We start from the raw sequence: 26,852 nt of genomic DNA on the forward strand, positions 1-26,852 counted from the left end.
GAGGCCCACGCGGACCAGCGTGAGGAACCGCGGCGAGAGAGGCACCACACCCCATGACGATGACCGACCCGATCGCGGACATGCTGACGCGGATCCGGAACGCCAACCAGGCGTACCACGACTCCACGACCATGCCGTCGTCGAAGCTGAAGACGCACATCGCCGAGATCCTCCAGCAGGAGGGCTACATCGCCGGCTGGACCGTCAACGAGGTCGAGAAGGACGGCACCACCCGCAAGGAGCTGGTCGTCGACCTCAAGTACGGCCCCAACCGTGAGCGGAGCATCGCCGGCGTCCGGCGCGTCTCCAAGCCCGGTCTGCGGGTGTACGCCAAGTCCAACGCGCTGCCCAAGGTGCTCGGCGGCCTCGGGGTGGCCATCATCTCCACCTCGACCGGGCTCCTCACCGACCGGCAGGCGAACAAGAAGGGCGTGGGCGGGGAAGTCCTCGCCTACGTCTGGTAAGGGAGCGAGCAGATGTCACGGATCGGACGACTCCCGATTCCCGTGCCCGGTGGCGTGGACGTGTCGGTGGACGGTCAGACGGTCAGCGTGAAGGGCCCCAAGGGCTCGCTGACCCACACCGTCGCGGCGCCCATCACCGTCGAGCGCGGCGAGGACGGCACGCTCAGCGTGCAGCGCCCCAACGACGAGCGGGAGAGCCGGGCCCTGCACGGGCTGTCGCGCACCCTGATCGCCAACATGATCACCGGCGTCACCGAGGGGTACACCAAGACCCTCGAGATCGTCGGCGTCGGTTACCGCGTCGCGGCCAAGGGCTCGGACCTCGAGTTCGCCCTCGGCTACAGCCACCCGGTGCCGGTCAAGGCCCCGGAGGGCATCACCTTCACCGTCGAGTCCCCGACCCGCATCCGGGTCGCCGGCATCGACAAGCAGCAGGTGGGCCAGGTCGCGGCCAACATCCGCAAGCTGCGCCGCCCCGACCCGTACAAGGGCAAGGGCGTGCGCTACCAGGGCGAGGTCGTCAAGCGCAAGGTCGGGAAGACGGGTAAGTGATGGCACAGACCGAGAAGGCTGCCGCTCGGGTGCACAAGCCCGTCGGCACCGACATCAGCACCGCACGGCGGGTCTCCCGCCTGCGCCGGCACAACCGGCTGCGCAAGCGGGTCTCGGGCACGCCGGAGCGCCCGCGCCTGGTGGTCAAGCGCAGCTCGCGGCACATCCACGTGCAGCTGGTCGACGACACGGTGGGCCGCACGCTGGCCAGCGCCTCGACCATGGGCCTGCGTGGCGCGGAGGGCGACAAGTCCGCCCTCGCCCGCCAGGTCGGTGGGCTGATCGCCGAGCGCGCGAAGGCGGCCGGCATCTCCGCGGTCGTCTTCGACCGTGGCGGCAACCGGTACGCCGGGCGGATCGCCGCCCTGGCCGACGGTGCCCGCGAGGGTGGGCTGGACTTCTGATGAGCAACGAGCAGATCGAGAGGGACGTCTGATGCCAGGACCACAGCGACGCGGCGGCGGCGCCGGCGGCGGTAACGACCGCCGCGACCGTCGTGACGGCGGGCGGGGGCCCGGCGGCGCGCCTGCCGAGAAGAGCAACTTCATCGAGCGCGTGGTGGCCATCAACCGCGTGTCCAAGGTCGTGAAGGGTGGTCGGCGCTTCAGCTTCACCGCCCTGGTGATCGTGGGCGACGGCGACGGCACCGTGGGCGTCGGCTACGGCAAGGCCAAGGAGGTGCCCGCGGCGATCGCCAAGGGCGTCGAGGAGGCCAAGAAGCACTTCTACAAGGTGCCGCGCATCGCCAGCACCATCCCGCACCCCGTGCAGGGTGAGGCGGCCGCCGGCGTCGTGCTGCTCAAGCCGGCCAGCCCCGGTACCGGGGTCATCGCCGGTGGCCCGGTGCGTGCCGTCCTCGAGTGCGCCGGCATCCACGACGTGCTGTCCAAGAGCCTCGGGTCCTCCAACCCGATCAACATCGTGCACGCCACGATGCAGGCGCTGAAGGACCTCGTCCGTCCCGAGGAGATCGCGGCTCGCCGCGGCCTGCCCCTGGAGGACGTCGCCCCGGCCGCCATGCTGCGTGCCCGTGCGGGTCAGGGGGTCTGACATGGCGCAGCTCAAGGTCACCCAGGTCAGGTCCGCGATCGGGACCAAGCCGAACCAGCGTCAGACGCTGCGTTCGCTGGGTCTGAAGAAGATCCACGACTCGGTCGTGCAGGAGGACCGTCCCGAGATCCGCGGGATGGTCGCGACGGTGCCGCACCTGGTCACCGTCGAAGAGATCAGCTGAACCGCGGCTGAGTAGGGACATCTCATGACTCTCAAGGTCCACCACCTGCGTCCGGCCCCGGGCGCCCACACCGCCAAGACCCGCGTGGGTCGCGGTGAGGGCTCCAAGGGCAAGACCGCCGGTCGCGGCACGAAGGGCACCGGTGCGCGGGGCAACACCTCCGCGCGGTTCGAGGGTGGGCAGACCCCGCTGCACATGCGGCTGCCCAAGCTCTCGGGCTTCAAGAACCCGAACAAGGTCGTGTTCCAGGTCGTCAACCTCGACCGGATCGCGGCGCTGTTCCCCCAGGGCGGCTCGGTCAACCCCGACACCCTCGCCGAGGCCGGCGCCGTGCGCCGCGGCCAGCCGGTGAAGGTGCTGGGCACCGGCGACCTGGGTGGCGTCGAGGTGCACGTGCACGCGCACGCGTTCTCGGCGTCCGCCGCCGAGAAGATCAGCGCGGCCGGGGGCAGCACCACCCGCATCTGACCGCCGATGACCCCCGGGGCGTCTCACCGCGAGACGCCCCGGGGGTCGTCTGCTGCCCGGCCCGGACGCACGAGCGCCGGGCCGTCCACGGGGCGGGACGGCGCGCAGGGCCCGCATCGACGGGTCCTCGGCCGGTCCCGTCCCTCCCGTTGCTAACCTCATCCGACCGAGTAGGGGAGGGCACGTGCTGCAGGCGTTCGCCGCGGCGTTCCGGACGCCAGACCTCCGGCGCAAGCTGCTGTTCTCCCTGGCGATCATCGCCGTCTACCGGCTGGGCGCGCAGGTGCCCGGGCCAGGGGTCTCCGTGGCGGCGATCAACAGCTGCCTCGAGGCCGCGCAGGCCTCCGACCAGCGGGACCTCTACTCGCTGGTCAACCTGTTCTCCGGTGGCGCGCTGCTGAGACTGTCGATCTTCGCGCTCGGGATCATGCCGTACATCACGGCGAGCATCATCGTGCAGCTGCTGGTCGTGGTCATCCCGCGCTTCGAGCAGCTGAAGAAGGAAGGGCAGTCGGGTCAGGCGAAGCTGACCCAGTACACCCGCTACCTGACCATCGCCCTGGCGATCCTGCAGAGCACCGGCGTCATCGCCCTGGGCCGCAGCGGTCAGCTGTTCCCGAACTGCTCGCAGAACATCATCCCCTCGGACTCCATCTGGACGACGGTCGTCCTGGTCATCGCCATGACCGCCGGTACCGCCGTCATCATGTGGCTGGGCGAGCTGCTCACCGAGAAGGGGATCGGCAACGGCATGTCCGTGCTGATCTTCACCTCGATCGCCGCCCGCATCCCCGCCGAGGGCGGGGCGATCCTGCAGACCCGCGGCGGGTTCGTCTTCGCGCTGGTGTGCCTGCTCGCCGTCGTGATCATCACCTCGGTCGTCTACGTGGAGCAGGCCCAGCGCCGGATCCCCGTCCAGTACGCCAAGCGCATGGTCGGCCGCCGCATGTACGGCGGGACGTCGACCTACCTGCCGCTGAAGGTGAACCAGGCCGGCGTCATCCCCGTCATCTTCGCCTCGTCGCTGCTCTACCTGCCGCAGCTGATCACCCAGCTGCAGGGCAACGAGACCGGTCCGGTGCGGCGGTTCTTCGAGAACTACGTCATCGACCAGAGCAGCCCGGTCCACATCGCCGTCTACTTCGGCCTGATCGTGTTCTTCACGTACTTCTACGTGTCGATCACCTTCAACCCGGAGGAGCGCGCGGAGGACATGAAGCGCTACGGCGGCTTCATCCCCGGCATCCGACCGGGCCGGCCGACCGCGGAGTACCTGCAGTACGTGCTGTCCCGGATCACCCTGCCGGGGTCGATCTACCTGGGCCTGGTGGCCGTGCTGCCCAACCTGTTCCTCTCGCTCACGCAGGAGGGCCAGAACCAGAACTTCCCGTTCGGCGGGACCGCGGTGCTGATCATGGTGGGAGTGGGGTTGGAGACGGTGAAGCAGATCGAGACGCAACTCAACCAGCGCAACTACGAAGGGTTCCTGAAGTAGTGCGCGTCGTGCTGCTCGGCCCTCCGGGCGCGGGCAAGGGCACCCAGGCGCAGATCATCGCCGACCGTCTCGGCGTGCCGGCGATCTCGACCGGGGACATCTTCCGGGCCAACGTGAGCGGGCAGACCGAGCTCGGGCTGCAGGCGAAGGTGTTCATGGACGCCGGGGACCTGGTGCCCGACGAGGTCACCGTCGCCATGGTGAAGGACCGGCTGGCCGAACCCGACGCCAAGGGCGGTTTCCTGCTCGACGGCTTCCCGCGCACCATCCCCCAGGCCGAGCAGCTGCGCTCCTCCCTCCACGACCTCGGGCACGGGCTGGACCGCGTGCTCGAGCTCGTGGTCGAGGAGGAGGAGCTGGTGCGCCGGCTCTCCGGCCGGCGGATGCTGGTCGACGGCCAGTGGGTGCAGCGCGAGGACGACAAGCCCGAGACGGTGCGGCACCGGCTGCAGGTGTACCGGGAACAGACCGAGCCGCTGTCGGGGTTCTACGAGGCCGAGGGGCTGCTCACCCGCATCGACGCCATCGGCGCGGTCGAGGAGGTCACCCAGCGGGCCATGCGCGCGCTCGGGCAGGCCGACGGTGACGGGCAGCCGGACGGGTCGACCGGGCAGCCCAGCGCGGGCTGAGGGGCGGCGGCGCAGATGACGGCCGCCGGACTCCTCGGCCGGCTCCCGCTGCTGGCGAAGTGGAGTGGACGGATGATCCAGATCAAGACCCCGCACGAGATCGAGCTGATGCGGGCCTCGGGCCTGGTGACGGCGGGTGCGCTCAAGGCCGTCCGGGCCGCGGTGCGGCCCGGGGTGAGCACCAAGGAGCTCGACGCCGTGGCCGAGGACCACATCCGGTCGCAGGGTGCGGTCCCCAACTTCCTCGGGTACCACGGCTTCACCGGCACCATCTGCGCGTCGATCAACGACGAGATCGTGCACGGCATCCCGAACCCCGAGCGCCGGCTCGCCGAGGGCGACAACATCTCCATCGACTGCGGCGCCATCCTCGACGGCTGGCACAGCGACTCCGCGATCACCGTGACGGTGGGGGAGCCCTCGGCCGAGGACGCCGCGCTGCTCGACGTCACCGAGCGGTCGATGTGGGCGGGCCTGGCGAAGGCGGTCGCCGGCGGCCGGCTGACCGACATCAGCCACGCCGTCGAGGAGGCGATCACCGCCGAGCAGCACCCGTACGGGATCGTCGACCACTACGGCGGGCACGGGATCGGCACCGAGATGCACCAGGACCCGCACGTGCTGAACTACGGCCGGGCCGGGCGCGGACCCAAGCTCGTCCCCGGGCTGGTGCTGGCCATCGAGCCGATGGTCACCGTGGGCGACCCGGCCACCGTCGAGCTCGAGGACGGCTGGACCGTGGTCACCAAGGACGGGTCGCGTGCGGCCCACTTCGAGCACACCGTCGCCATCACCCCGGAGGGCCCCTGGGTCCTGACGGCGGAGGACGGCGGCGTCGCGGGGCTGGCCCCCTTCGGGATCACCCCCCGCACCTGAGGTCCCGCTCCACCCCACCGGCGCACGCTCCGGGGCCCGGCCCCGCGGAGAGCGCGCCGGCCACCGGGATCACAGCAGACCGGGGTGGAGAGCCCTGCCGGGGCGGGGTACAGTGAACGACGGCGTTCGCGCCGTCCTGTCGTCGTGCTGTGGCCGCACGACCCAGGGCGCCCTCGCGAGGACGTCTGCACCACCAGTTCTGCAAACAAGCCGAACGCGACCGCCGGGCTCCGGCGCGGCCGCGTGAGGACCACCAGCACCACCGAGTACGGGAGGCCGTGTAGGGCATGGCGAAGAAGGACGGGGCCATCGAGGTCGAGGGTCGCGTCGTCGAGCCGCTGCCCAACGCGATGTTCCGGGTCGAGTTGCAGAACGGGCACCGGGTGCTCGCCCACATCAGCGGCAAGATGCGGCAGCACTACATCCGCATCCTGCCCGAGGACCGCGTGGTCGTGGAGCTCTCGCCCTACGACCTGACCCGCGGTCGCATCGTCTACCGGTACAAGTAACCGCCGCTGCGCGCCGCCCGTCCGGGCCGGTGCGTTCGGCACACGATCGACAGGAATGAGGGGCGGCACCGGTGAAGGTCCAGCCGTCGGTGAAGAAGATCTGCGACAAGTGCAAGGTGATCCGCCGGCACGGCCGGGTCATGGTCATCTGCGACAACGCCCGCCACAAGCAGCGGCAGGGCTGAGGGAGTACCTGGACATGGCACGACTGGCCGGCGTCGACCTCCCCCGCGAGAAGCGGATGGAGATCGCGCTCACCTACATCTACGGCATCGGCAAGACCCACGCGAAGGAGACCCTGGCCGCGACGGGCGTCAGCCCCGACCTGCGCGCCAAGGACCTCACCGACGAGGACCTGCTGAAGCTGCGCGACTACATCGACGAGCACTTCCGCGTCGAGGGTGACCTGCGCCGCGAGGTGGCCGCCGACATCCGCCGCAAGGTGGAGATCGGTTGCTACCAGGGCCTGCGTCACCGCCGCGGACTGCCCGTCCACGGTCAGCGCACCCGCACCAACGCGCGCTCCAGCAAGGGCCCGCGCAAGACCATCGCCGGCAAGAAGAAGGCCGGCAAGAAGTAAGCCGCAGTGCGCGCCGTCGTGGCGACCCGTGAGGGCGGGAACGGCGGCGCGCACCGCGTGCGCATCTGGCCACTGAACTGAAGGAAACCGGAGAGACATGCCTCCCAGGGCTCGCACTGCGGCTGGTGCCAAGAAGGTCCGCCGCAAGGAGAAGAAGAACGTCGCCCACGGCGCCGCGCACATCAAGAGCACGTTCAACAACACGATCGTGTCGATCACGGACCCGACGGGCAACGTGATCAGCTGGGCCTCCGCCGGCCACGTCGGCTTCAAGGGCTCGCGCAAGTCCACGCCGTTCGCCGCGCAGATGGCGGCGGAGAACGCTGCCCGCAAGGCGCAGGAGCACGGCATGCGCAAGGTCGACGTCTTCGTCAAGGGCCCGGGTTCCGGCCGCGAGACCGCCATCCGGTCCCTGCAGGCCACCGGTCTCGAGGTGGGCCAGATCCAGGACGTGACGCCGCAGCCGCACAACGGCTGCCGCCCCAAGAAGCGCCGCCGGGTCTGACCGGCCACCGACGAGAGCTGAGGTAGAGAGACGTGGCCCGTTACACCGGAGCCGACTGCCGCATGTGCCGGCGCGAGAAGATGAAGCTGTTCCTCAAGGGCAGCAAGTGCGAGTCCCCGAAGTGCCCGATCGAGATCCGGCCCTACCCGCCGGGCGAGCACGGCCGGGGCCGCAGCAAGGACAGCGAGTACCTGCTGCAGCTGCGTGAGAAGCAGAAGGCCCGCCGCATCTACGGCGTGCTGGAGAAGCAGTTCCGCGGCTACTACGAAGAGGCGAACAAGAAGTCGGGCAAGACCGGTGAGGTCCTGCTGCAGATCCTCGAGTCGCGTCTGGACAACGTGGTCTACCGGGCCGGCTTCGCCGAGTCCCGCGACATGGCCCGCCAGCTGGTCCGCCACGGTCACATCCGGGTGAACGGCCGCAAGGTCGACATCCCGTCGTACCGGGTGAGCGCCAACGACATCATCGAGGTCGCCGAGAAGTCGCGGCGGATGCTGCCCTTCGAGGTCGCCCAGGCCCGCGCCGGCGAGCGCCCCGTGCCGCCGTGGCTGGAGGTCATCAGCAGCCAGCTGCGCGTGCTCGTGCACAGCGTCCCGGCCCGCCAGGTGATCGACACCCCGGTCCAGGAGCAGCTGATCGTCGAGCTCTACTCCAAGTAGCAGCTCGCCGCCCGGTGCGGAGGCCACCGCCTCCGCACCGGGCCGGTTCCGGTGGGCGGACCGATGTCCGCCGGGGCCTGCACCACCACCCTCACGGCGTCATATGGCGGGCGCCGGAGGACCCAGAGGAGACACACCCATGCTCATCGCCCAGCGCCCGACGCTGACCGAGGAGACCCTCTCCGAGCAGCGCTCGCGGTTCGTGATCGAGCCGCTCGAGCCCGGCTTCGGCTACACCCTCGGCAACTCCCTGCGCCGCACCCTCCTGTCCTCCATCCCCGGCGCTGCTGTCACCAGCATCCGGATCGAGGGCACCCTGCACGAGTTCACCACCGTGCCGGGGGTCAAGGAGGACGTCACCGAGATCATCCTCAACCTCAAGGGCCTGGTCGTCAGCTCCGACTCCGACGAGCCGGTGACCATGTACCTGCGCAAGCAGGGCCCCGGTGAGGTCACCGCCGGCGACATCGCGCCCCCGGCCGGTGTCGAGGTGCACAACCCCGACCTGCACATCGCCACCCTCAACGGCAAGGGCCGGCTGGAGATCGAGCTGGTCGTCGAGCGTGGCCGCGGCTACGTGCCGGCCCCGCAGAACAAGCAGCCGGGCCAGGAGATCGGCCGGATCCCGGTCGACTCGATCTACTCGCCCGTCCTCAAGGTGACCTACGCGGTCGAGGCGACCCGTGTCGAGCAGCGGACGGACTTCGACCGCCTGGTCGTCGACGTCGAGACCAAGCCGTCGATCGCCCCCCGGGACGCCATCGCCAGCGCCGGCTCCACCCTGGTCGAGCTGTTCGGCCTGCTGCGCGAGCTGAACATCGACGCCGAGGGCATCGAGGTCGGCCCCAGCCCGGCCGAGGCCGCCGACATCGCGAACTTCTCGATGCCGATCGAGGACATGGACCTCACCGTCCGGTCCTACAACTGCCTCAAGCGCGAGGGCGTGCACACCGTCGGTGAGCTCGTCACCCGCTCGGAGGCGGACCTGCTCGACATCCGCAACTTCGGGGCCAAGTCCATCGACGAGGTCAAGATGAAGCTGGCGGCCATGGGCCTCGCGCTCAAGGACAGCCCGCCCGGGTTCATCCCGACCTCGGTCGAGAGCTACGACGAGGGGTACGAGACCGACGCGTACCAGCAGCACGGCGAGTACACGGACGTCGAGTACAGCGACGGGTCCTACCAGGAGACCGAGCAGCTCTGAGCTGCGCAGCTGTCCGGGCCGGACGGCGGGGCGACCCGCCGTCCGGCGCCGTCGTCCGGGCAGCCACACTGAAGCGACGACAGCACCACGGATGATGCAGCCCGGCACCGACCGCCCGGCCGCCTGAGGAAGGACCGACATGCCCACCCCCACCAAGGGCCCCCGTCTCGGCGGGTCCCCCTCGCACGAGCGGCTGATGCTGGCCAACCTGGCCACGTCGCTGTTCGAGCACGGGCGGATCACCACCACCGAGACCAAGGCCAAGCGGCTGCGCCCGCTGGCCGAGAAGCTGGTCACCTTCGCCAAGCGCGGTGACCTGCACGCCCGTCGTCAGGTCATGACGACCATCCGGGACAAGGACGTCGTCCACACCCTGTTCGCCGAGATCGGGCCGCGCTACGCGAACCGTCCCGGTGGCTACACCCGCATCACCAAGGTCGGCCCGCGCAAGGGTGACAACGCCCCCATGGCGGTCATCGAGCTGGTCGAGGGCCTGACCGTGGCGCAGGAGGCCGTCGGCGAGGCCGAGCGTGCCCGTGGCACCCGGTTCGCCGCCGGCGCCGGTGCGGCCGCGGCCTCCGGTGAGGTCACTGCGGACGCCCTCGACGCCGCCGACGCCGACGCCACCGAGGCGACCGACGCCGGGACCACCGACGCCGAGGCCGGTGTCGAGACCACCGACGTGGAGGCCTCCGCGGCCGACGCCGAGGCCGTGGCCGAGGACGCCGAGTCCCCGGGCGACGCCGAGGGCACGGACGGCGCGAAGTGAGCGACCGGGCGAACCCGGGCGAGGGCGGCAACGCCGGCGCCGCCGGGGTGCCCGCCAGCGGCGGTGACCAGGGCGCGACCTCCGTGGGCGAGACCACCGGTCCCGGCGGGGACACCTCCCCGGCCGTGATCGGCGGGCAGGTCGACGACGAGGCGCAGGAGATCGTCAGCGACGTCTTCAACCCCGACGGCGAGCGCCAGGACGACGGCGACGTCACCCCGGAGCCGACCGCCGAGAACGGTGTGGTCGTCGAGGGCGACAACGTGTCGGCCGACGTGGCCGACGCCGCGGCCGCCGAGGTCAACGCCGCCGAGCTGGGGGACGCGGCGACGGCCAGCCTGCAGGCGCCCGGCGGCGAGTCCGCACGCGACCCCGAGTGATCCGCTGAGCACCCCGACCCGGGGTGCGCAGACCCGCACCGTGCACGACACCGACGAGCCCGCCACCGATCCCGGTGGCGGGCTCGTCCGTCTCCGGCTGCAGATCGCCTACGACGGCACGGCCCTGCACGGCTGGGCCCGCCAGCCGGCCCAGCGGACCGTCCAGGGCGACCTGGAGGCCGCCCTGGCCACGGTGCTGCGCTGCCCCGTCGAGCTGACCGTCGCCGGACGCACCGACGCCGGGGTGCACGCCACCGGGCAGGTGGCGCACGCCGACGTGCCGCGCGCGACCTGGGCACAGCAACGGGAACGCCTGGTCCGCCGGCTCCGGGGGGTCCTGCCGCCGGACATCGCCGTCCACGGCGTCGACGAGGCGCCGGCCGACTTCGACGCGCGCTTCGGGGCGCTGCGACGGCACTACGTCTACCGGCTGACCGACGCCGACGCCGGGCCGCCACCGCTGCGCCGAGCGGACACCGTGGGGTGGCCGCGCCGGCTCGACGTCGAGGCCATGCAGCTGGCCGCCGGGCTGCTCCTCGGTGAGCACGACTTCGCCGCCTACTGCCGGCGGCGGGAGGGCGCGACGACGATCCGCACCCTGCTGGGGCTGTCGGTGGAGCGCGACGGGGACCTGGTGGTCGTGCGGGCGTCGGCCGACGCCTTCTGCCACTCGATGGTGCGCAGCCTCGTCGGCGCCCTGCTGGCGGTCGGGGAGGGGCGGCGCCCACCGGAGTGGCCGGCGGGGCTGCTGGCCCGGACCGAGCGGGCCAGCGAGGTCCCCGTGGCGCCGGCGGGCGGGCTGACCCTGGTCGCGGTGGACTACCCGCCGGACGCCGAGCTGGCTGCCCGCGCGCAGGTCACCCGCGCCCGCCGCGACTGAGGAGGCCGCTCGCACGCTCGGGGACGTCCTGGGACCACCCCGTGGCGGCGCAGGGGCGCGGCGGGCCTGGTCAGGCGATGGCCGCGACCGCCTCGGCGACCGGCGTCGGCCCGCTACCCAGCTCGACCACCGCGCCGTCCCGCGGGTCGTCGAGGAAGGCGAGCAGCACCGCGGCGACGTCCTCCCGCGGGACCTCGCCGTACTCCACGCCGTGGGCGAGGGTGACCCGGCCGGTGCCGGGGTCGTCGGTCAGCCGCCCCGGCCGGAGGACCACGGTCTCGAGGGCGGGGCGGGGCAGGATGGCGTCCTCCGCGGCGAGCTTGGCCTGCAGGTAGGTCGCGAAGACCGGGTCCATGCCCGGGGGTGTGCCCTGCCGGGCCTGCTCCACGCCCATCGACGACACGAGCAGGTAGCGCCGGACGCCGGCCCGTTCCGCGGCGTCCGCGAGGAGCAGCGCGGCGCCCTTGTCGACGGTGTGCTTGCGGGCCGCGCCGCTGCCGGGCCCGGCGCCCGCGGCGAAGACGACCGCGTCGGCCCCCGTGAGCACGCCGGCCACCTCGTCGACCGTGGCCCGCTCGAGGTCGAGGACGACCGGCTGCACGCCGTCCTGGCGCAGGTCGTCCTGGTGGTCGGGGTTGCGGACGATGCCGACGACGGCGTCGCCGCGGGCGGACAGCAGGCGGCCGAGGCGGCGGGCGACCTGCCCGTGGGCCCCGGCGATGACGATGCGCATGCCGCGGGCCTACCCGCGGTGGCCGCGGCGCACCCGGGCGTCCTGGGCGGCGGCCGCCCTCGCCCTGGCCAGGTCGGCCGGGGTGTCGCAGTCGGTCCACGGCGGTGGCTGCCCCGGCGGTACCGACGGGTGCAGGCGGCGCACCGCCAGCGGGGCGAGGACCTTGCGCACGGAGGTGGGGCCGGAGACGTCGGCGACCGCGGCGCGCAGGGCCGCGGTGCGCCACACGCCCAGCAGCAGCTGGTCGCGGTCGGTGTCGTCGACGACCAGGACGCCGTCCCCGGTGAGCCGCTCGCGCATGGCCCGGACCAACCCCGCGGTCAGGAACGGCAGGTCGCCGGCGAGCAGGACCACGACGTCGGTGGGCACGACGGCCAGCCCGGCGCGCATGGCCGCGACCGGCCCGCCGCGGGGCGGCTCCTCCCGGACGACGACGACGCCGGGCGGCACCGGCTGCGGCGGGCCGACGACGACGCGCGGATCGGCGTCCGGCACGGCGGCGAGCACCGCGGCCAGCATCGAGCGGCCACCGACGTCCAGTTGCGGCTTGGCCTGCCCGCCCATCCGCGCGGCGCGGCCGCCCGCGAGGACGACGGCGGCGTAGGGCGGCAGCGGGGGCACACCGCGAACCGTAGGGGCCGCACGTGGGTACCGTCGCCCCCCGTGGGACGAGTCACGAGCCGGACGCCGGTGCTGCGGATCCGCGGCTCGGCGCGCACCACCCGCCCGGACACCGTGGCGGCCGAGGAGCCGTTGGAGATCCGGCTGTCGGGCACGCCGCTGGCGGTCACGATGCGCACGCCCGGGCACGACTTCGACCTGGTGCACGGCTTCCTGCTCACCGAGGGCGTCATCTCCGGCAGCGACGACGTCCTCGGGTTGCGCTACTGCGACTCCGTGGACGCCGACGGGCGCAACACCTACAACGTCGTCGACGTCGACCTCGCGCCCGGCGTGGAGGCACCGGACACCGCGCTGGACCGCAACTTCTACACGTCCAGCTCCTGCGGGGTGTGCGGCAAGGCGAGCATCGACGCCATCCGGACGAGGACGCGGCACGACGTCGCCGGCGACGGCACGCTGCTGGCCCTGGGAACGCTGCTGGCACTGCCCGACCGGCTGCGCGCGGCCCAGCAGGTGTTCGACAAGACCGGCGGCCTGCACGCTGCCGGCCTGTTCACGGCCGACGGCGAGCTGATCGCCCTGCGCGAGGACGTCGGACGGCACAACGCCGTGGACAAGGTCGTCGGGGACGCGGTGCGCGAGGGCCGGCTGCCGCTGGCCGGGCACGTGCTCATGGTCAGCGGCCGGGCCAGCTTCGAGCTGACGCAGAAGGCGGCGATGGCCGGGATCCCGGTGCTGGCGGCGGTCTCGGCGCCGTCGTCCCTGGCCGTGGAGCTGGCCGCCGACGTCGGGATCACCCTCGTGGGCTTCCTCCGCGGCGACGGCTGCAACGTCTACACGCGGACCGACCGGCTCACCGGGGTGTGAGGGCGCAGGGGAACCGCGCCCTCAGGACCCCGTGACGGAAGCGCACCGGCCGGTCACCGGAGTGCGCTCAGTGGTCGCCGCCGCGCAGCTGCGACACGACGTGCGGCAGCAGCGGGCCGAGCACGGCGAGCCCGTCGCGCACCCCGCCGGTGGAGCCGGGGAGGTTGACGACGAGGGTCCGCCCGGCCGTGCCGGCCACGCCGCGGGAGAGCACCGCCGTGGGGACCGTCGGCTCGCCGTACCGGCGCACCGCCTCGGCCAGGCCGGGCGCCTCGCGGTCGAGGACGGCGCGGGTCGCCTCCGGGGTCACGTCGGTGGGGGAGAGCCCGGTGCCGCCGGTGGTGAGGACGACGTCGGCGCCGGAGGCCACGGCCTCGCGCAGCACCACCTCGAGCTCGGCGACGTCGTCCGGGCGCACGTGCGGCCCCTCCACGACGAACCCGAGCGCCCGCAGCCCCTCGGCCAGCGCCTGCCCGCTGCGGTCCTCGTACACCCCGGCGGCGGCCCGGTTGGACGCGGTGACGACGACGGCGCGGGCGCCCTCGGGGAGGGTCACCGGCGCCACTCCCCGCTCTTCCCGCCGGACTTGGCCAGCAGCCGGACGTCGGTGATGCACGCCCGCGGGTCGACGGCCTTGACCATGTCGACCACGGTGAGCCCGGCGACGGCGACCGAGGTGAGGGCCTCCATCTCCACACCGGTGCGGTCGGCGGTGCGGGCGGTGGCGGTGATCTCCACGGCGTCGTCGGCGACGGTCACGTCGACCGTGACGCCGTGCAGGGCGATGGGGTGGCACAGCGGGACGAGGTCCGGGGTGCGCTTGGCCCCCGCGATGCCGGCGATCCGCGCGACCGCGACGGCGTCGCCCTTGGGCACGCCCTCCCCGCGCAGCAGGGCGACGACCTCGGGGCTGACCAGGACCCGCCCCGCGGCGGTCGCCTCGCGGGCGGTCACGGGCTTGGCGGAGACGTCGACCATGCGGGCGGCCCCGGCGGCGTCGACGTGGGTCAGCCGCGGCTCGGCGAGGGGCGAGTGCACGCCGTCCTCGCGGGTCGGGTTGTCCGCCGTCGGGTCGATGCTGGCGGGGTCACCGGTCACTGGAGCGCTCCTTCGATCAGCACGACGTCCACCTGGGCGCCGGCGGGCAGTTCGGTGACGTCCTCGGGGACGACGACCAGGCAGTTGGCGCGCGCGAGGTGGGCCACCAGGTGCGATCCCGGCCCGCCGACCTGGGAGACCTGGCCGCCGTCGTACCGGCCGCGCAGGAACTGGCGGCGGCCGGCGGGGGAGCGCAGCGGCGCGGTGAGCGTCGCCGGCGCACGGAGCCGTCCCGGGGCCGCGTGGCCCAGCGCGCGGCGCAGCGCCGGGCGGACGAACACCTCGAAGGAGACGAACGAGCTGACCGGGTTGCCGGGCAGCGTGACCACGGGGACGCCGTCGACAGTGCCCGCGCCCTGCGGGCCGCCGGGCTGCATGGCGACCTTGACGAACTCGACGGTGCCCAGGGCCCGGAAGGCGTCCTTGACCACCTCGTAGGCGCCCGCGCTCACCCCGCCGCTGGTGACCAGCAGGTCGGCCGGTCCGTCTCCCCGCCCACCCAGCTCGGCCCGGACGGTGGCGAGGAACTGGTCGACGTCGTCGGGCACGAAGTGCAGCCGCCGGGCCCTGCCGCCGGCGTCCTCCACGGCGGCGACCAGCAGCGCGGAGTTCGACTCGTAGATCTGACCGGGCAGGAGCGGTGCCCCGGGTTCGACCAGCTCGCTGCCGGTGGAGAGCACCAGCACCCGTGGCCGGCGGCGGACCCACACGGTGCGCGCGCCGACGGCGGCGGCCAGGCCCAGCTGGGCGGCGCCGAGCGGGGTCCCGGCGGTGAGGGCGACCGTGCCGGCGGTGATGTCCTCGCCGGCGGCCCGCAGGTGGGTGCCGGCCGCCGGCGCGTCCCGGATCTCCACCGTCTCGGTGCCGCCGTCGGTCAGCTCGACCGGGACGACGACGTCCGCGCCCGCGGGCAGGGGCGCGCCGGTCATGATCCGCTGCACCGTGCCCACGGCCAGGGGGCGGACGTCGGTGCGCCCCGCGGGGATGTCGTCGGCCACGGGCAGCCGGACCGGGGGAGCGGACACCTCCGACCAGCGTGCGGCGTAGCCGTCCATCGCGGAGTTGTCGAAGCCGGGCAGCGCCACCCGGGCCGTCACGTCGCGGGCCAGCACCCGGGTGTGCGCGGCGGCGAGCTCGACCTCCTCCTCGGGCATGGCCGACAGCAGTGCCGCGACGACCGCCTGGTGTTCCTCGACCGTGCGCACGGGGGACATCCTGACCGATCCCCGCCGGACGCACCCCGCGAGGGAGCCGGTGGGGCGGTTCGTCGTCGCCTCGAACGGGTGGGCCGGCCCGCACGCGGTTAGGGTTCGCCCGAACCGAGGTGGGAGGCGGAGGCGTGGCCGAGTTCGAGAAGATGCTGGCGGCGAACGAGCAGTGGGCCCGGGACTTCCCCGGCGAGCTCCCGGTGCGCCCGGCGCGCAAGGTCGCCGTCGTCGCGTGCATGGACTCCCGCATGCCGCTGTTCCCCCTGCTGGGCCTCGCGGTCGGCGACGCGCACGTCATCCGCAACGCCGGCGGGGTGATCACCGAGGACACGATCCGCTCGCTCACCATCTCCCAGCACCTGCTGGGCACCCGCGAGATCGTGCTGGTGCACCACACCGACTGCGGCCTGCAGGCCACCGACGACACCTCCTTCGCCGACCTGGTGGAGCAGGCGACGGGACGCCGGCCCCCGTGGGCCGCCCGCGCCTTCACCGACGCCGAGGCGGACGTGCGCGAGTCCATGCGGCTGCTGCGCGACTCCCCCTACCTGGTGTCCCGGGAGATCTGGGGCAGCGTCTACGACGTCACCACGGGCCGGCTGCGCCAGGTCACGCTGGAGGACTGAGTCCCGGGTCACCCGGGGGGACCGCCCTCGCCGGGAGGGCGGTGGCCGGCCGGCTGGTATCGTGATCGGCTGGCGCGCGGAGCCGGCTGGTGCCCGCGCGCGCTGCACCGTCTCCCGTGCTCGGTGAGGCGATCCCACCAGCCAACCCGACGACGACGGAGGACACGAGCGCCGTGCGCACGTACACCCCCAAGCCCGGCGAGGTCAGCCGGGCCTGGCACGTCATCGACGCCACTGACGTGGTGCTCGGTCGACTCGCCAGCCAGACCGCGATCCTGCTCCGCGGCAAGCACAAGCCCCAGTACGCCCCGCACGTGGACGTCGGCGACTTCGTCGTCATCGTCAACGCCGGCAAGGTGGCGCTGACCGGTTCCAAGCGGGACCAGAAGATCGCCTACCGCCACTCCGGCTACCCGGGCGGCCTCAAGGCCACCCCGGTCGGCGACCAGCTGCGCACGCACCCCGACCGCGTCGTCGAGCGCGCGATCAAGGGCATGCTGCCGCACAACAGCCTGGGCCGTCAGATGCTCAAGAAGCTGAAGGTGTACGCCGGGCCGGAGCACCCGCACGCCGCGCAGCAGCCCCAGACCTACGAGATCAAGCAGGTGGCCCAGTGACCAGCGCACTGACCGTGACCGACGCCGAGGGGCGTCCGGTGCAGACCGTCGGCCGGCGCAAGGAGGCCGTGGTCCGCGTGCGGCTGCTGCCGGGCACCGGCCAGTTCCGGCTCAACGGCCGCACCATCGAGGAGTACTTCCCGAACAAGGTGCACCAGCAGCTCATCCGTGAGCCGTTCGTGATCCTCGAGAAGGCCGAGCAGTACGACGTCGTCGGCATCCTCCGGGGTGGCGGCGTCAGCGGGCAGGCCGGCGCGCTGCGCCTGGCGATCGCCCGCGCCCTGGTCGAGGTCGAGGCCGAGGACCGTCCGGCCCTGAAGAAGGCCGGCTTCCTGACTCGGGACGCCCGCGTCACCGAGCGCAAGAAGTACGGCCTCAAGAAGGCCCGCAAGGCGCCTCAGTACTCGAAGCGCTGACCGGTACGTCCGTGGGTCGCCTGTTCGGGACCGACGGCGTCCGGGGTCGGGCCAACGCCGACCTCACGCCGGAGTTGGCCCTCGCGGTGGCACGTGCCGCCGCTGGCGTGCTCGCCGACCGCGACGGGACCTCGCGTCCCGTCGCGGTCGTCGGCCGCGACCCCCGCGCCAGCGGGGAGATGCTCGAGGCCGCCGTCGTGGCGGGCCTCGCCAGTGCCGGTGCGGAGGTGCTGCGGGCCGGGGTGCTGCCCACCCCGGCGATCGCGCACCTGACCGCGTCCACCGGCGCCGACCTCGGCGTGATGATCTCCGCCAGTCACAACCCGATGCCCGACAACGGCATCAAGCTGTTCAGCCGCGGTGGACACAAGCTGCCCGACGCCCTCGAGGCGTCGATCGAGCAGGTCGTCACCGCCGGTGACACGACCGGCCACCGCCCGACCGGCGCCGGGATCGGCCGTGTCCGCGACCTCGCCGGGGCCGGGGAGACCTACGTCGAGCACCTGCTGTCGACGGTGCCCCGGCCGCTGACCGGCCTGACGCTCGTCGTCGACTGCGCGCACGGGGCCGCGGCCACCGTCGCGCCCGAGGTCTACCGCCGGGCCGGCGCGACCGTCCACGTCATCGGCGGCGAGCCCGACGGCTGGAACATCAACGACGGCATCGGCTCCACCCACCTGGGCCCGCTGACCGAGGCGGTGCGCGCCCACGGCGCCGACCTCGGCATCGCCCACGACGGGGACGCCGACCGCTGCCTCGCGGTCACCGCCGACGGCGAGGTCGTCGACGGCGACGCGATCCTCGCCGTGTGCGCGCTCGCGCTCAAGGAGCGGGGCGAGCTGGCCGGCGACACGGTCGTGGCGACGGTCATGAGCAACCTGGGCTTCCACCACACGATGCGCGCCGCCGGGATCGCGGTGCACACCACCGCCGTCGGCGACCGCTACGTGCTCGAGGCGCTGCGTGACCGCGAGCTGAGCCTGGGCGGCGAGCAGAGCGGGCACCTGGTGTTCCTCGATCACGCCACGACCGGCGACGGCCTGCTCACCGGCCTGTCGCTGCTGTCGCGCATGGCGGCGACCGGCTCGTCCCTGGCCGAGCTGGCATCGGTGGTGCAGCGGCTGCCGCAGACCCTGGTCAACGTCCCGGTGAAGGACCGCCTGGCGGTCGTGGAGAGCGACGCGGTCGCCGACGCGGTCAACGCGTGCGAGGCCGAGCTCGGCGACGAGGGCCGGGTGCTGCTGCGTCCGTCGGGCACCGAGCAGCTGGTGCGCGTCATGGTGGAGGCGCCCACCCAGGAGCAGGCCGACGGCATCGCCGCCCGGCTGGCCGAGGTCGTCGCCGCCGTCGACTGAGCGGCGGCCTCGCCACGAGCCCCGGGGCGGGGGCCGGCGCGGCGCGGCGATCCGGGCCACCGTCGAGTGAGGCGAGCGTCTCGTCACCGGTCCGGGTGAGCGTGCCCGCTCCGGACGGATCGGTCCCGATCCGCCGGTACTCTCGGGACAATGTGCGGAATCGTGGGATACGTCGGCCCGCAGAACGCCCTGGACGTCGTCCTGGAGGGTCTGCGCCGACTGGAGTACCGGGGGTACGACTCGGCCGGGGTCGCCGTCCTCGCTGACGGCGAGATGGCGACGGCGAAGAAGGCCGGCAAGCTCGCGAACCTGGAGAAGGTGCTCGTCGACGAGCCGCTGCCCGCCACCACCATCGGCATCGGGCACACCCGGTGGGCGACCCACGGTGGCCCGACCGACCGCAACGCCCACCCCCACCTGTCGGCCGACGGCAAGGTGGCGGTGATCCACAACGGCATCATCGAGAACTTCGCCGCCCTGCGCGCCGAGTGCGAGGCCACCGGCATCGAGTTCGCCTCCGAGACCGACACCGAGGTCGCCGCGCACCTGCTGGCCGCGACGTACGCCGAGACCCCCGAGGGCCCCGGGCGCCTGGCCGAGGCCATGCGGGCGGTGAGCCGCCGCCTGGAGGGCGCCTTCACGCTGGTCGCCTCGCACGCCGACGAGCCCGACACCCTGGTCGCCTCGCGCCGCAACAGCCCGCTGGTGGTCGGCGTCGGGGACGGCGAGTACTTCCTCGGCTCCGACGTCGCCGCGTTCATCTCCCACACCCGCGAGGCCCGCGAGCTCGGGCAGGACCAGGTCGTCGAGATCGACCGTGTCCGTGGGCTGACGGTCACCGACTTCTCCGGCACGGTCGTCGAGCCGACCGCCTACACCGTCGACTGGGACGCCGAGGCCGCCGAGAAGGGCGGTCACGACTGGTTCATGCTCAAGGAGATCGCCGAGCAGCCGCAGGCGGTCGCCGACACCCTGCTGGGCCGGCTGGGCGACAGCGGTGAGCTCGTGCTCGACGAGGTGCGCCTGTCCGACCAGGAGCTCCGCGAGATCGACAAGGTCTTCGTCGTCTCCTGCGGCACCTCGTACCACGCCGGGCTGATCGCCAAGTACGCCATCGAGCACTGGACCCGCATCCCGGTCGAGGTCGAGGTGGCCAGCGAGTTCCGCTACCGCGACCCGGTCCTCGACCGCTCCACGCTCGTCGTGGTCATCAGCCAGTCCGGCGAGACCATGGACACGCTCATGGCGCTGCGGCACGCCCGCGAGCAGAAGGCCCGCACGCTGGCCATCTGCAACGTCAACGGGTCGACCATCCCGCGCGAGTCCGACGCCGTGCTGTACACCCACGCCGGCCCGGAGATCGCCGTCGCCTCGACCAAGAGCTTCCTGGCGCAGATCGTGGCCTGCTACCTCGTGGGGCTCTTCCTCGCGCAGGTGCGCGGCGTGAAGTTCGACGACGAGGTCGCCGCGATCGTCGCCGACCTGCGCCGCATGCCGGAGGCGGTCCGCGAGGTGCTCACCCAGATGGAGCCGGTCCGCGAGCTGGGCCGCTCGCTGGCCGACGCCGACACGATCCTCTTCCTCGGCCGGCACGTGGCCTTCCCGGTGGCCCTGGAGGGCGCGCTCAAGCTCAAGGAGCTCGCCTACATCCACGCCGAGGGCTTCGCCGCGGGGGAGCTCAAGCACGGCCCGATCGCGCTGATCGACCAGGGCACGCCGGTCGTCGTCGTCGTCCCGTCGCCGCGGGCCCGCGAGTCGGTGCACGGCAAGGTGGTCTCCAACATCCAGGAGGTCCGCGCCCGCGGGGCCCGCACGATCGTGATCGCCGAGGAGGGCGACGAGGACGTCGTCCCGTACGCCGACCACATCATCCGCGTGCCGCAGACGCCGACGCTCATGGCGCCGATCGTGACGACCGTCCCGCTGCAGGTGCTGGCCTGCGAGATCGCCGACACCCGCGGGTACGACGTCGACCAGCCGCGCAACCTGGCCAAGTCCGTCACCGTCGAGTGAGCGGGGGGGGGGGGGGGGGGGGGGGGGGGGGGGGGGGGGGGGGGGGGGGGGGGGGGCGCGCGCGCGGCGCCCCCCCCGCCCCTGCGCGCCCCCCCCCCCCCCCCCCCCCCCCCCCCCCCCCCCCCCCCCCCCCCCCCCCCCCCCCCCCCCCCCCCCCCCCCCCCCCCCCCCCCCCCCCCCCCCACCCGCGGCACGGCAGACTGACCCGGTGATCATCGGGGTCGGGATCGACGTCGTGCCCGTGGACCGCTTCGCCGAGTCGCTGACCCGCACGCCGGGGCTGCGCGACCGCCTGTTCACCGCGGCGGAGCAGAGCACCCCGTCCGGCTCGCCCCGCACCGGCGAGTCGCTGGCCGCCCGTTTCGCCGCCAAGGAGGCGCTGGCCAAGGCCCTCGGGGCGCCCGGCGACCTGCGCTGGCACGACGCGGAGGTCACCGTCGGCGAGCACGGCCGGCCGCACCTGGAGGTCCGCGGCACCGTCGCCGGGCGGGCGGCGCAGCTGGGCGTGAGCTCGTGGCACGTGTCGCTGAGCCACGACGGCGGGATCGCCTCGGCCGTGGTGGTCGCGGAGGGCTTCCCCCGCGCGGAGGACGGCTCGTGATCGGGCTGTACACGGCCGAGGAGGTGCGGGCGGCCGAGGCGCCGCTGTTGGCCGCCACCCGCGAGGGCGTGCTGATGCAGCGGGCCGCGACCGGGCTGGCGACGGTCTGCCTCCAGCTGCTCGGCCGGGCGCACGGTGCCCGGGTGAGCGCGCTCGTGGGCGCCGGCAACAACGGCGGGGACGCGCTCTTCGCCGGGGCGCAGCTGGCCCGGCGCGGCGCGCGGGTGACCGCGGTCCTCCTGGACGCCGAGCGCGCGCACCCCGGCGGCCTGGCGGCGCTGCGAGCCGCCGGCGGCCGGGTCACCGGCCCCGACGGGGCCACCGGGCTGGACCGGGCGGAGCTGGTCCTCGACGGGATCGTCGGCATCGGCGGCACCGGCGGTCTGCGCCCGGCCGCGTCGGCACTGGTCGAGCGCGCCGTGGCCGGGCCGGGGCTGCTGGTCGCGGTCGACGTCCCCAGCGGGGTGGACGCGAGCACCGGCGCCGTCCCGGGAGCGGCGGTCCCGGCGCAGCACACGGTCACCTTCGGCGCGGTCAAGGCCGGGCTGGTGGTGGGGGAGGGGCGCGGCCACGCCGGCGTCGTCCACCTCGTCGACATCGGCCTGGACGCCACGCTGCCGGCGCCGACGGTCCGGCAGCTGACCGACGCCGACGCCGCCGCCCGCACCCGCCCGCCGGCGGCCGAGGACGACAAGTACTCCCAGGGCGTGGTCGGCATCGTGGCGGGGTCCTCGACCTACCCGGGCGCCGGCGTCCTGTGCACCGGGGCGGCGCTGCGCACCCGGCCCGGGCTGGTCCGCTACGCGGGGACGGCGGCCGACGGCGTCCGGGCCGCCTGGCCCGAGGCGATCGTGACCGCCGGTCGCCCGGGGGACGCCGGGCGCGTGCAGGCGTGGGTGGTCGGCCCCGGGATGGGCACCGACGACGACGCCCGCAGCGTGCTGGCGGAGGTGCTGGACACCGACCTGCCGGTGCTGGTGGACGCCGACGCCCTCACGATGGCCGCGCGGCACCCCGAGCTGGTGCGCAGCCGCTCCGCGCCCACGGTGCTCACCCCGCACGACCGGGAGTTCGCCCGCTTCGGGTACGAGGTCGGGACCGACCGGATCGGGGCGGCCCGCCGGCTGGCCGCCGACCTGGGTGCCGTCGTCCTGCTCAAGGGCGAGGCCACGGTCGTCGCCGCGCCCGACGGCACCGCGTTCGTCAACGGCACCGGCACCCCGTGGCTGGCCACGGCCGGCACCGGTGACGTGCTGTCCGGCATCGGCGGGGCGCTGCTGGCCACCGGCCTGCCCGCGGTGGAGGCGGCCGCCGTCGCGGCGCACGTGCACGGGCGGGCGGGGCAGGTGGCCGCGGAGGAGGGGCCGCTGGTCGCCGGCGACCTGGTCCGCCGGCTGCCCGCGACGCTGGCCCGCCTGCACCGGTGGCCCCGAGGCGGCCTGGGAGACTGGGGGACGTGACCGAGCGTGCGAGGTCACGCGGAGACGGAGCACGGACCGGCACGTCTCCGACCAGCGCCAGCGAGGAGTGGACGTGACGAACGCAGCCCGAGCCGAGGTCGTCGTCGACCTCGACGCCATCGCGGCCAACACCGCCGTGCTGCGCGAGCGGGTCGGCCGGCCGCTGATGGCCGTGGTCAAGGCCGACGGCTACGGGCACGGCCTGGTGCCCGCGGCCCGGGCGACGCTGGCCGGTGGCGCCGACGCGCTCGGTGTGGCGGTGGTCGAGGAGGCCCTGGCGCTGCGGGCCGCCGGGGTGACGGCGCCGGTGCTGGCGTGGCTGAACGGGCCCGGTGAGGACTTCGCGGCCGCGCTGGCCGCCGACGTCGAGGTCTCGGTCAACGCCGTCTGGGGCCTGGCCGAGGTGGTGGCCGCGGCCCGGGCCACCGGCCGCACCGCACGCCTGCACCTGAAGGTCGACACCGGCCTGTCCCGGGGCGGGGCGACGCCGGAGCAGTGGCCGGACCTCGTCGCTGCCGCCGCCCGCGCGCAGGCCGACGGCGACGTGGAGGTGGTCGGGCTGTGGAGCCACCTGGCGTACGCCGACGCTCCCACGCACCCGACGATCGGGCTGCAGGTGGGGGTCTTCGAGCAGGCCGTGGCCGTCGCCCGCGACGCCGGCCTCACCGGTGCCCGACGGCACCTGGCCAACTCCGCGGCGACCGTGGCCCTGCCCGACACCTGGTTCGACATGGTCCGTCCCGGCGTCGCCCTGTACGGGCTGGACCCGCTGGGCGGGGACCCCGCGGACCACGGGCTGCGCCCGGCGATGACCGTGCAGGCGCGGGTCCTGCTCACCAAGCGGGTGCCCGCCGGGGTCGGGGTCTCCTACGGGCACACCTACTCGCCCCGGAACGAGACGACGCTGGCCGTGGTGCCGGTGGGCTACGCCGACGGCGTGCCGCGCGCTGGGGGCAACCGGGCGCCGGTGCTGGCCGGCGGCCGGCAGCGGACCATCGCCGGTCGCGTGTGCATGGACCAGTTCGTGCTGGACGTCGGCGACGACGCGGTGGCCCCGGGCGACCCCGTCGTCCTGTGGGGGCCGGGGGCCGGCGGGGAGCCGACCGCGCAGCAGTGGGCCGACGCGGTCGAGACCATCCACTACGAGCTGGTCGCCCGCATCGGCGGCCGGTTCGTGCGCCGCCACGTCGGCTCGGCGGGCGCGGTCTGATGGCGGCGGCCAGGAAGCACCCGGCGAGGAGGTCCCCGGCGAAGGGGCACGGGGCCAAGGGGCTGCCCACCCACCGCGCCGGCATCGTCGGCGCGGTGCTCGGCCTGGCCGCGGCCGGCACGGCCGTCGGGGTCGCGGTCAGCCGGGCCGCGGCACGCCGGGTCGGCGCCGAGCGGCTCGGCTCGGCGGCTGGGCTGCCGCCGGGGCGCACCGACGCCGAGCTGCGCGGGGACGACCCGCTGGGCGCTGCCTCCCGGCCGGCCGACCGCACCGCGCTGGTGCAGGCGGACGACGGCGTGCTGCTGCACGTGGAGGAGGTCGGCCCGACCGACGCGCCGCTGACCGTGGTCTTCGTGCACGGCTACACGCTGTCGATGGCGGCGTGGACCTTCCAGCGACGGACCCTGGCCGCCGAGCTGGCCACCGCCAACGGCTCCCGCCCGGAGGCGCGGCTGGTCTTCTACGACCAGCGGGGCCACGGCGCCTCCGGTCGCGGCACCGCCGAGCACGCGACGGTGGATCAGCTGGGCCGCGACCTGGAGGCGGTGCTCCGGGCACGGGTGCCCACCGGCCCCGTCGTCCTGGTGGGTCACTCCATGGGTGGCATGACCGTCATGTCCCTGGCGGCGCTGCGAGCGGAGCTGTTCGGCACGCGCGTCGTGGCCGCGGCGCTGCTGAGCACCTCGAGCGGCAACCTCGCCGACCTCGACTTCGGCATGCCGGAGTTCCTCACCCGGGTGCGCGCGGCCCTCCTGCCGGTCGCGGCGTTCACCATGCGCCGCCGGCCGGCTCTCGCGGAGCGGACCCGCCGGCTCGCCGCCGACCTGATCTCGCACGTCACGTGGTCGCTGTCGTTCGCCTCGGCCGACGTCGACCCGGCGCTGGGCCGCTACGTCGACTCGATGATCGCCGGCACGCCGGTCGAGGTGATCGCGGAGTTCTACCCGGCGCTGGCCGGCCTGGACGAGAGCGGGTCGCTGGAGCCGCTGCGCGCCGTCCCGACCCTCGTGCTGACCGGCGCGAAGGACACCCTCATCCCCAGCGCCCACAGCGCCGCGATCGTCGAGCTGCTGGGCGGGGCGGACGCGCCGGGCGTGGAGTACGTCGTCGTCCCCGACGCCGGGCACATGGTGCCGCTGGAGAAGCCCGACGAGGTGACCGGTGCCCTGTCCGCGCTGCTGCGCCGGGTGGTGGCCGAGCGTCGCGCGGTGCCGGGCCGATGACCCGGCCGCGCCCGCCCCGGTTCGACGCCGCCGCGGAGGAGGTGGCCCGCGTGGCCGCCGCCGCCCCGGACTGGGACGCGCTGGCCGCCGCGGCCCGGCCCTGCGTCGCCTGCCCGGAGCTCGCCGCCACCCGGCAGCACGTCGTGGTCGGCGACGTCCCGGCCGGCCGGCCGCGCCTGGCCCTGGTCGGCGAGGCGCCCGGCGCGCAGGAGGACGAGACCGGCCGTCCCTTCGTCGGGAGGTCCGGCGCGCTGCTCGACCAGCTGCTCGCCGAGGCGGGGCTGGACCGCGGGCAGGCCGCCGTCCTCAACGTGGTGAAGTGCCGCCCCCCGGGCAACCGGACGCCGAAGGCGCCGGAGGTGGCCCGCTGCAGCGGCTGGCTGCGGCGCCAGCTGGAGCTGCTCGACCCGCCGGTGGTCGTGGCGCTGGGGCTGTCCTCGGCCAAGTGGTTCCTCGGCCCCCGCACGGTGCTGGCCGAGGTCCGCGGGCGTCCGCACGAGGTCGAGGGCCGGGCCGTCTGGGCCACCTACCACCCGTCGGCGGCGATCCGCTTCGGGCCCGAGGGGGCTCCGCGGGCCGGGCTGCTGGCCGACCTGACCGCGGTCGCCGGGAGCCTGTCGTGAGGCGCGAGCACGTCCTGCCCACCCCCGAGGACACCCGGGCGCTGGGCGCGGCCCTGGCCGGCCTGGCCCGCCCCGGTGACCTGGTGGTGCTGGTCGGGCCGCTGGGGGCGGGCAAGACCGCGCTCACCCAGGGCCTCGGGCAGGCCCTGGGTGTCCGGGAGCCGGTCACCTCGCCGACGTTCGTCATCGCCCGGGTGCACCGCGGCGGCCGGCTGCCGCTGGTGCACGTCGACGCCTACCGGCTGGGCAGCGTGGCCGACGTCGACGACCTGGACCTCGACGCCTCCACCGAGGAGTCGGTGACCGTGGTCGAGTGGGGCCAGGGCCTGGTCGAGCGGCTGGCCGACGAGCACCTCGAGGTGCGGCTGGACCGGCGCGACGACGACGTCCGCACCGCGGTGCTGGTGCCGCACGGCCCCGGCTGGGAGCAGCGCCTCGACGGCGCCTCGTGAACGTCCGGGTCGAGCTGGTCCCGCTGGACGCCGCGACACTGCGCGCCCTCGCCGACGGCGACCTCGCCGCGGCCGAGGCCGGCGCGCCGGTGCCGCTCAGCCGGTACCTGGCCGGGCCGGAGTGCCGCCCGGTGTGGGCGCTGCGGGCGGCCCAGGTGGTCGCCGACCCGCCCAGCGCCGACTGGGTCACGCGGGTGGTCTGGGACCCCGACCGCCGCGTGGCCGTCGGGCGGGCCGGCTTCCACGGGCCGCCCGACGCCGCGGGCACGGTCGAGGTCGGCTACTCGATCGACCCCGAGCACCGCCGGCGGGGGTACGCGCGGGCGGCGCTGCGGGCCCTGCTCGACCGGGCGGCCGCCGACCCGCACGTCACGACGGTGCGCGCCTCGGTGGGGCCGTGGAACGCCGCCTCCCGGGACCTCGTGCTCGCCGCCGGCTTCGTCGCGGTGGGGGAGCAGGTCGACGACGAGGACGGACCGGAGATCGTCTACGAGGTGCCCGCCGGGGCTCACCTAGGCTGAG

General features: G+C 74.3%; 36 protein-coding genes. 31 read left to right on the plus strand and 5 right to left on the minus strand.

The window, feature by feature from the left end:
- The first annotated feature begins 59 nt into the window (after positions 1-59).
- From rpsH to truA, 18 genes are all read left to right on the plus strand, one after another.
- Entirely contained in the window at positions 60-464 is a 405-nt protein-coding gene (gene rpsH / locus ACI79E_RS05765; RefSeq protein WP_448617472.1) for a 30S ribosomal protein S8, read from the plus strand.
- Between the two features lie 12 nt (positions 465-476).
- The gene (rplF, locus tag ACI79E_RS05770) at positions 477-1,016 is read left to right on the plus strand and encodes a 50S ribosomal protein L6 (RefSeq protein WP_456922940.1); all 540 of its coding nucleotides are present in this window, start codon (positions 477-479) and stop codon (positions 1,014-1,016) included.
- Positions 1,016-1,420: a 50S ribosomal protein L18 gene (gene rplR / locus ACI79E_RS05775; RefSeq protein ID WP_456931576.1), complete on the plus strand. Its 405-nt coding sequence runs from the start codon at positions 1,016-1,018 to the stop codon at positions 1,418-1,420. Before rplF ends, rplR begins: the two co-directional genes overlap by 1 nt.
- A 31-nt stretch (positions 1,421-1,451) precedes the next feature.
- A complete protein-coding gene (gene rpsE / locus ACI79E_RS05780; protein WP_072919083.1) occupies positions 1,452-2,066 on the plus strand; it encodes a 30S ribosomal protein S5 in 615 nt (204 codons plus the stop codon).
- Position 2,067: 1 nt separating this feature from the next.
- Complete coding sequence (gene rpmD, locus ACI79E_RS05785) at positions 2,068-2,250, plus strand: 50S ribosomal protein L30 (RefSeq protein WP_456931577.1); 183 nt, start codon at positions 2,068-2,070, stop codon at positions 2,248-2,250.
- A gap of 24 nt (positions 2,251-2,274) precedes the next feature.
- On the plus strand, positions 2,275-2,718 hold the full coding sequence (gene rplO / locus ACI79E_RS05790; RefSeq protein WP_456931578.1) for a 50S ribosomal protein L15: 444 nt from the start codon (positions 2,275-2,277) through the stop codon (positions 2,716-2,718).
- 184 nt (positions 2,719-2,902) lie between these two features.
- Positions 2,903-4,213: a preprotein translocase subunit SecY gene (gene secY / locus ACI79E_RS05795; protein WP_456931579.1), complete on the plus strand. Its 1,311-nt coding sequence runs from the start codon at positions 2,903-2,905 to the stop codon at positions 4,211-4,213.
- Entirely contained in the window at positions 4,213-4,842 is a 630-nt protein-coding gene (locus tag ACI79E_RS05800) for an adenylate kinase (RefSeq protein ID WP_456931580.1), read from the plus strand. Before secY ends, ACI79E_RS05800 begins: the two co-directional genes overlap by 1 nt.
- Positions 4,843-4,857: 15 nt before the next feature.
- Positions 4,858-5,718 carry a type I methionyl aminopeptidase gene (gene map / locus ACI79E_RS05805; protein ID WP_456931581.1) on the plus strand — a complete coding sequence of 287 codons (861 nt, stop codon included), beginning with the start codon at positions 4,858-4,860 and terminating at the stop codon, positions 5,716-5,718.
- Between the two features lie 287 nt (positions 5,719-6,005).
- Entirely contained in the window at positions 6,006-6,227 is a 222-nt protein-coding gene (gene infA / locus ACI79E_RS05810; RefSeq protein ID WP_012950459.1) for a translation initiation factor IF-1, read from the plus strand.
- Between the two features lie 71 nt (positions 6,228-6,298).
- Complete coding sequence (gene rpmJ, locus ACI79E_RS05815) at positions 6,299-6,412, plus strand: 50S ribosomal protein L36 (protein WP_012950458.1); 114 nt, start codon at positions 6,299-6,301, stop codon at positions 6,410-6,412.
- A gap of 14 nt (positions 6,413-6,426) precedes the next feature.
- Entirely contained in the window at positions 6,427-6,807 is a 381-nt protein-coding gene (gene rpsM / locus ACI79E_RS05820) for a 30S ribosomal protein S13 (protein WP_091380978.1), read from the plus strand.
- Between the two features lie 97 nt (positions 6,808-6,904).
- Complete coding sequence (rpsK, locus tag ACI79E_RS05825) at positions 6,905-7,312, plus strand: 30S ribosomal protein S11 (RefSeq protein WP_091380976.1); 408 nt, start codon at positions 6,905-6,907, stop codon at positions 7,310-7,312.
- A gap of 32 nt (positions 7,313-7,344) precedes the next feature.
- Positions 7,345-7,971: a 30S ribosomal protein S4 gene (rpsD, locus tag ACI79E_RS05830; protein ID WP_091213385.1), complete on the plus strand. Its 627-nt coding sequence runs from the start codon at positions 7,345-7,347 to the stop codon at positions 7,969-7,971.
- Positions 7,972-8,110: 139 nt separating this feature from the next.
- Positions 8,111-9,175: a DNA-directed RNA polymerase subunit alpha gene (locus tag ACI79E_RS05835; protein WP_456931582.1), complete on the plus strand. Its 1,065-nt coding sequence runs from the start codon at positions 8,111-8,113 to the stop codon at positions 9,173-9,175.
- A gap of 139 nt (positions 9,176-9,314) precedes the next feature.
- Complete coding sequence (gene rplQ, locus ACI79E_RS05840) at positions 9,315-9,944, plus strand: 50S ribosomal protein L17 (protein WP_456931583.1); 630 nt, start codon at positions 9,315-9,317, stop codon at positions 9,942-9,944.
- The gene (locus ACI79E_RS05845) at positions 9,941-10,324 is read left to right on the plus strand and encodes a hypothetical protein (RefSeq protein WP_456931584.1); all 384 of its coding nucleotides are present in this window, start codon (positions 9,941-9,943) and stop codon (positions 10,322-10,324) included. The genes rplQ and ACI79E_RS05845 overlap by 4 nt, the downstream gene beginning before the upstream one ends.
- Before the next feature lie 40 nt (positions 10,325-10,364).
- Positions 10,365-11,204 (plus strand): tRNA pseudouridine(38-40) synthase TruA, encoded by an 840-nt coding sequence (truA, locus tag ACI79E_RS05850; protein WP_456931585.1) that lies wholly within the window; start codon positions 10,365-10,367, stop codon positions 11,202-11,204.
- Positions 11,205-11,274: 70 nt separating this feature from the next.
- Here the strand turns inward: truA and ACI79E_RS05855 are convergent, their stop codons facing one another.
- Complete coding sequence (locus ACI79E_RS05855; RefSeq protein ID WP_456931586.1) at positions 11,275-11,937, minus strand: NAD(P)-binding oxidoreductase; 663 nt, start codon at positions 11,935-11,937, stop codon at positions 11,275-11,277.
- A gap of 9 nt (positions 11,938-11,946) precedes the next feature.
- Complete coding sequence (mobA, locus tag ACI79E_RS05860; RefSeq protein WP_456931587.1) at positions 11,947-12,558, minus strand: molybdenum cofactor guanylyltransferase; 612 nt, start codon at positions 12,556-12,558, stop codon at positions 11,947-11,949.
- Between the two features lie 42 nt (positions 12,559-12,600).
- Here mobA and fdhD point away from each other — a divergent pair, with 42 nt between their 5' ends.
- A complete protein-coding gene (gene fdhD / locus ACI79E_RS05865) occupies positions 12,601-13,428 on the plus strand; it encodes a formate dehydrogenase accessory sulfurtransferase FdhD (protein ID WP_456931588.1) in 828 nt (275 codons plus the stop codon).
- A gap of 67 nt (positions 13,429-13,495) precedes the next feature.
- On the opposite strand, the gene ACI79E_RS05870 is transcribed toward fdhD, so the two are convergent.
- Genes ACI79E_RS05870 through moeA form a run of 3 tightly spaced genes read right to left on the minus strand, consistent with a single transcriptional unit; the run spans position 13,496 to position 15,731 of the window.
- Complete coding sequence (locus tag ACI79E_RS05870) at positions 13,496-13,984, minus strand: MogA/MoaB family molybdenum cofactor biosynthesis protein (RefSeq protein WP_456931589.1); 489 nt, start codon at positions 13,982-13,984, stop codon at positions 13,496-13,498.
- The gene (gene moaC / locus ACI79E_RS05875) at positions 13,981-14,526 is read right to left on the minus strand and encodes a cyclic pyranopterin monophosphate synthase MoaC (RefSeq protein ID WP_456931590.1); all 546 of its coding nucleotides are present in this window, start codon (positions 14,524-14,526) and stop codon (positions 13,981-13,983) included. Before moaC ends, ACI79E_RS05870 begins: the two co-directional genes overlap by 4 nt.
- Positions 14,523-15,731: a molybdopterin molybdotransferase MoeA gene (gene moeA, locus ACI79E_RS05880; protein WP_456931591.1), complete on the minus strand. Its 1,209-nt coding sequence runs from the start codon at positions 15,729-15,731 to the stop codon at positions 14,523-14,525. Before moeA ends, moaC begins: the two co-directional genes overlap by 4 nt.
- Positions 15,732-15,865: 134 nt before the next feature.
- Between moeA and ACI79E_RS05885 the strand changes: the two genes are divergently transcribed.
- The 12 genes from ACI79E_RS05885 (at position 15,866) to ACI79E_RS05940 (ending at position 26,851) form a co-directional block, all read left to right on the plus strand.
- Complete coding sequence (locus ACI79E_RS05885; RefSeq protein ID WP_456931592.1) at positions 15,866-16,360, plus strand: beta-class carbonic anhydrase; 495 nt, start codon at positions 15,866-15,868, stop codon at positions 16,358-16,360.
- Between the two features lie 173 nt (positions 16,361-16,533).
- Positions 16,534-16,977 (plus strand): 50S ribosomal protein L13, encoded by a 444-nt coding sequence (gene rplM / locus ACI79E_RS05890; RefSeq protein ID WP_456931593.1) that lies wholly within the window; start codon positions 16,534-16,536, stop codon positions 16,975-16,977.
- The gene (gene rpsI, locus ACI79E_RS05895; protein ID WP_456922962.1) at positions 16,974-17,393 is read left to right on the plus strand and encodes a 30S ribosomal protein S9; all 420 of its coding nucleotides are present in this window, start codon (positions 16,974-16,976) and stop codon (positions 17,391-17,393) included. The genes rplM and rpsI overlap by 4 nt, the downstream gene beginning before the upstream one ends.
- 11 nt (positions 17,394-17,404) lie before the next feature.
- A complete protein-coding gene (glmM, locus tag ACI79E_RS05900; RefSeq protein ID WP_456931594.1) occupies positions 17,405-18,748 on the plus strand; it encodes a phosphoglucosamine mutase in 1,344 nt (447 codons plus the stop codon).
- Between the two features lie 150 nt (positions 18,749-18,898).
- A complete protein-coding gene (glmS, locus tag ACI79E_RS05905; RefSeq protein WP_456931595.1) occupies positions 18,899-20,761 on the plus strand; it encodes a glutamine--fructose-6-phosphate transaminase (isomerizing) in 1,863 nt (620 codons plus the stop codon).
- Positions 20,762-20,969: 208 nt separating this feature from the next.
- Positions 20,970-21,362 carry a holo-ACP synthase gene (locus ACI79E_RS05910; protein WP_456931596.1) on the plus strand — a complete coding sequence of 131 codons (393 nt, stop codon included), beginning with the start codon at positions 20,970-20,972 and terminating at the stop codon, positions 21,360-21,362.
- Positions 21,359-22,822, plus strand: coding sequence for an NAD(P)H-hydrate dehydratase (locus ACI79E_RS05915; protein WP_456931597.1), 1,464 nt, complete (start codon positions 21,359-21,361; stop codon positions 22,820-22,822). Before ACI79E_RS05910 ends, ACI79E_RS05915 begins: the two co-directional genes overlap by 4 nt.
- 73 nt (positions 22,823-22,895) lie before the next feature.
- Complete coding sequence (gene alr, locus ACI79E_RS05920) at positions 22,896-24,032, plus strand: alanine racemase (RefSeq protein WP_456931598.1); 1,137 nt, start codon at positions 22,896-22,898, stop codon at positions 24,030-24,032.
- The gene (locus tag ACI79E_RS05925) at positions 24,032-25,255 is read left to right on the plus strand and encodes an alpha/beta fold hydrolase (RefSeq protein WP_456931599.1); all 1,224 of its coding nucleotides are present in this window, start codon (positions 24,032-24,034) and stop codon (positions 25,253-25,255) included. Before alr ends, ACI79E_RS05925 begins: the two co-directional genes overlap by 1 nt.
- Positions 25,252-25,878: a uracil-DNA glycosylase gene (locus ACI79E_RS05930; protein WP_456931600.1), complete on the plus strand. Its 627-nt coding sequence runs from the start codon at positions 25,252-25,254 to the stop codon at positions 25,876-25,878. The genes ACI79E_RS05925 and ACI79E_RS05930 overlap by 4 nt, the downstream gene beginning before the upstream one ends.
- On the plus strand, positions 25,875-26,330 hold the full coding sequence (gene tsaE, locus ACI79E_RS05935) for a tRNA (adenosine(37)-N6)-threonylcarbamoyltransferase complex ATPase subunit type 1 TsaE (RefSeq protein WP_456931601.1): 456 nt from the start codon (positions 25,875-25,877) through the stop codon (positions 26,328-26,330). The genes ACI79E_RS05930 and tsaE overlap by 4 nt, the downstream gene beginning before the upstream one ends.
- Positions 26,327-26,851: a GNAT family N-acetyltransferase gene (locus tag ACI79E_RS05940; protein WP_456931602.1), complete on the plus strand. Its 525-nt coding sequence runs from the start codon at positions 26,327-26,329 to the stop codon at positions 26,849-26,851. The genes tsaE and ACI79E_RS05940 overlap by 4 nt, the downstream gene beginning before the upstream one ends.
- The last annotated feature ends 1 nt before the right edge of the window (position 26,852 follow it).

Source organism: Geodermatophilus sp. SYSU D00079, assembly GCF_054050635.1.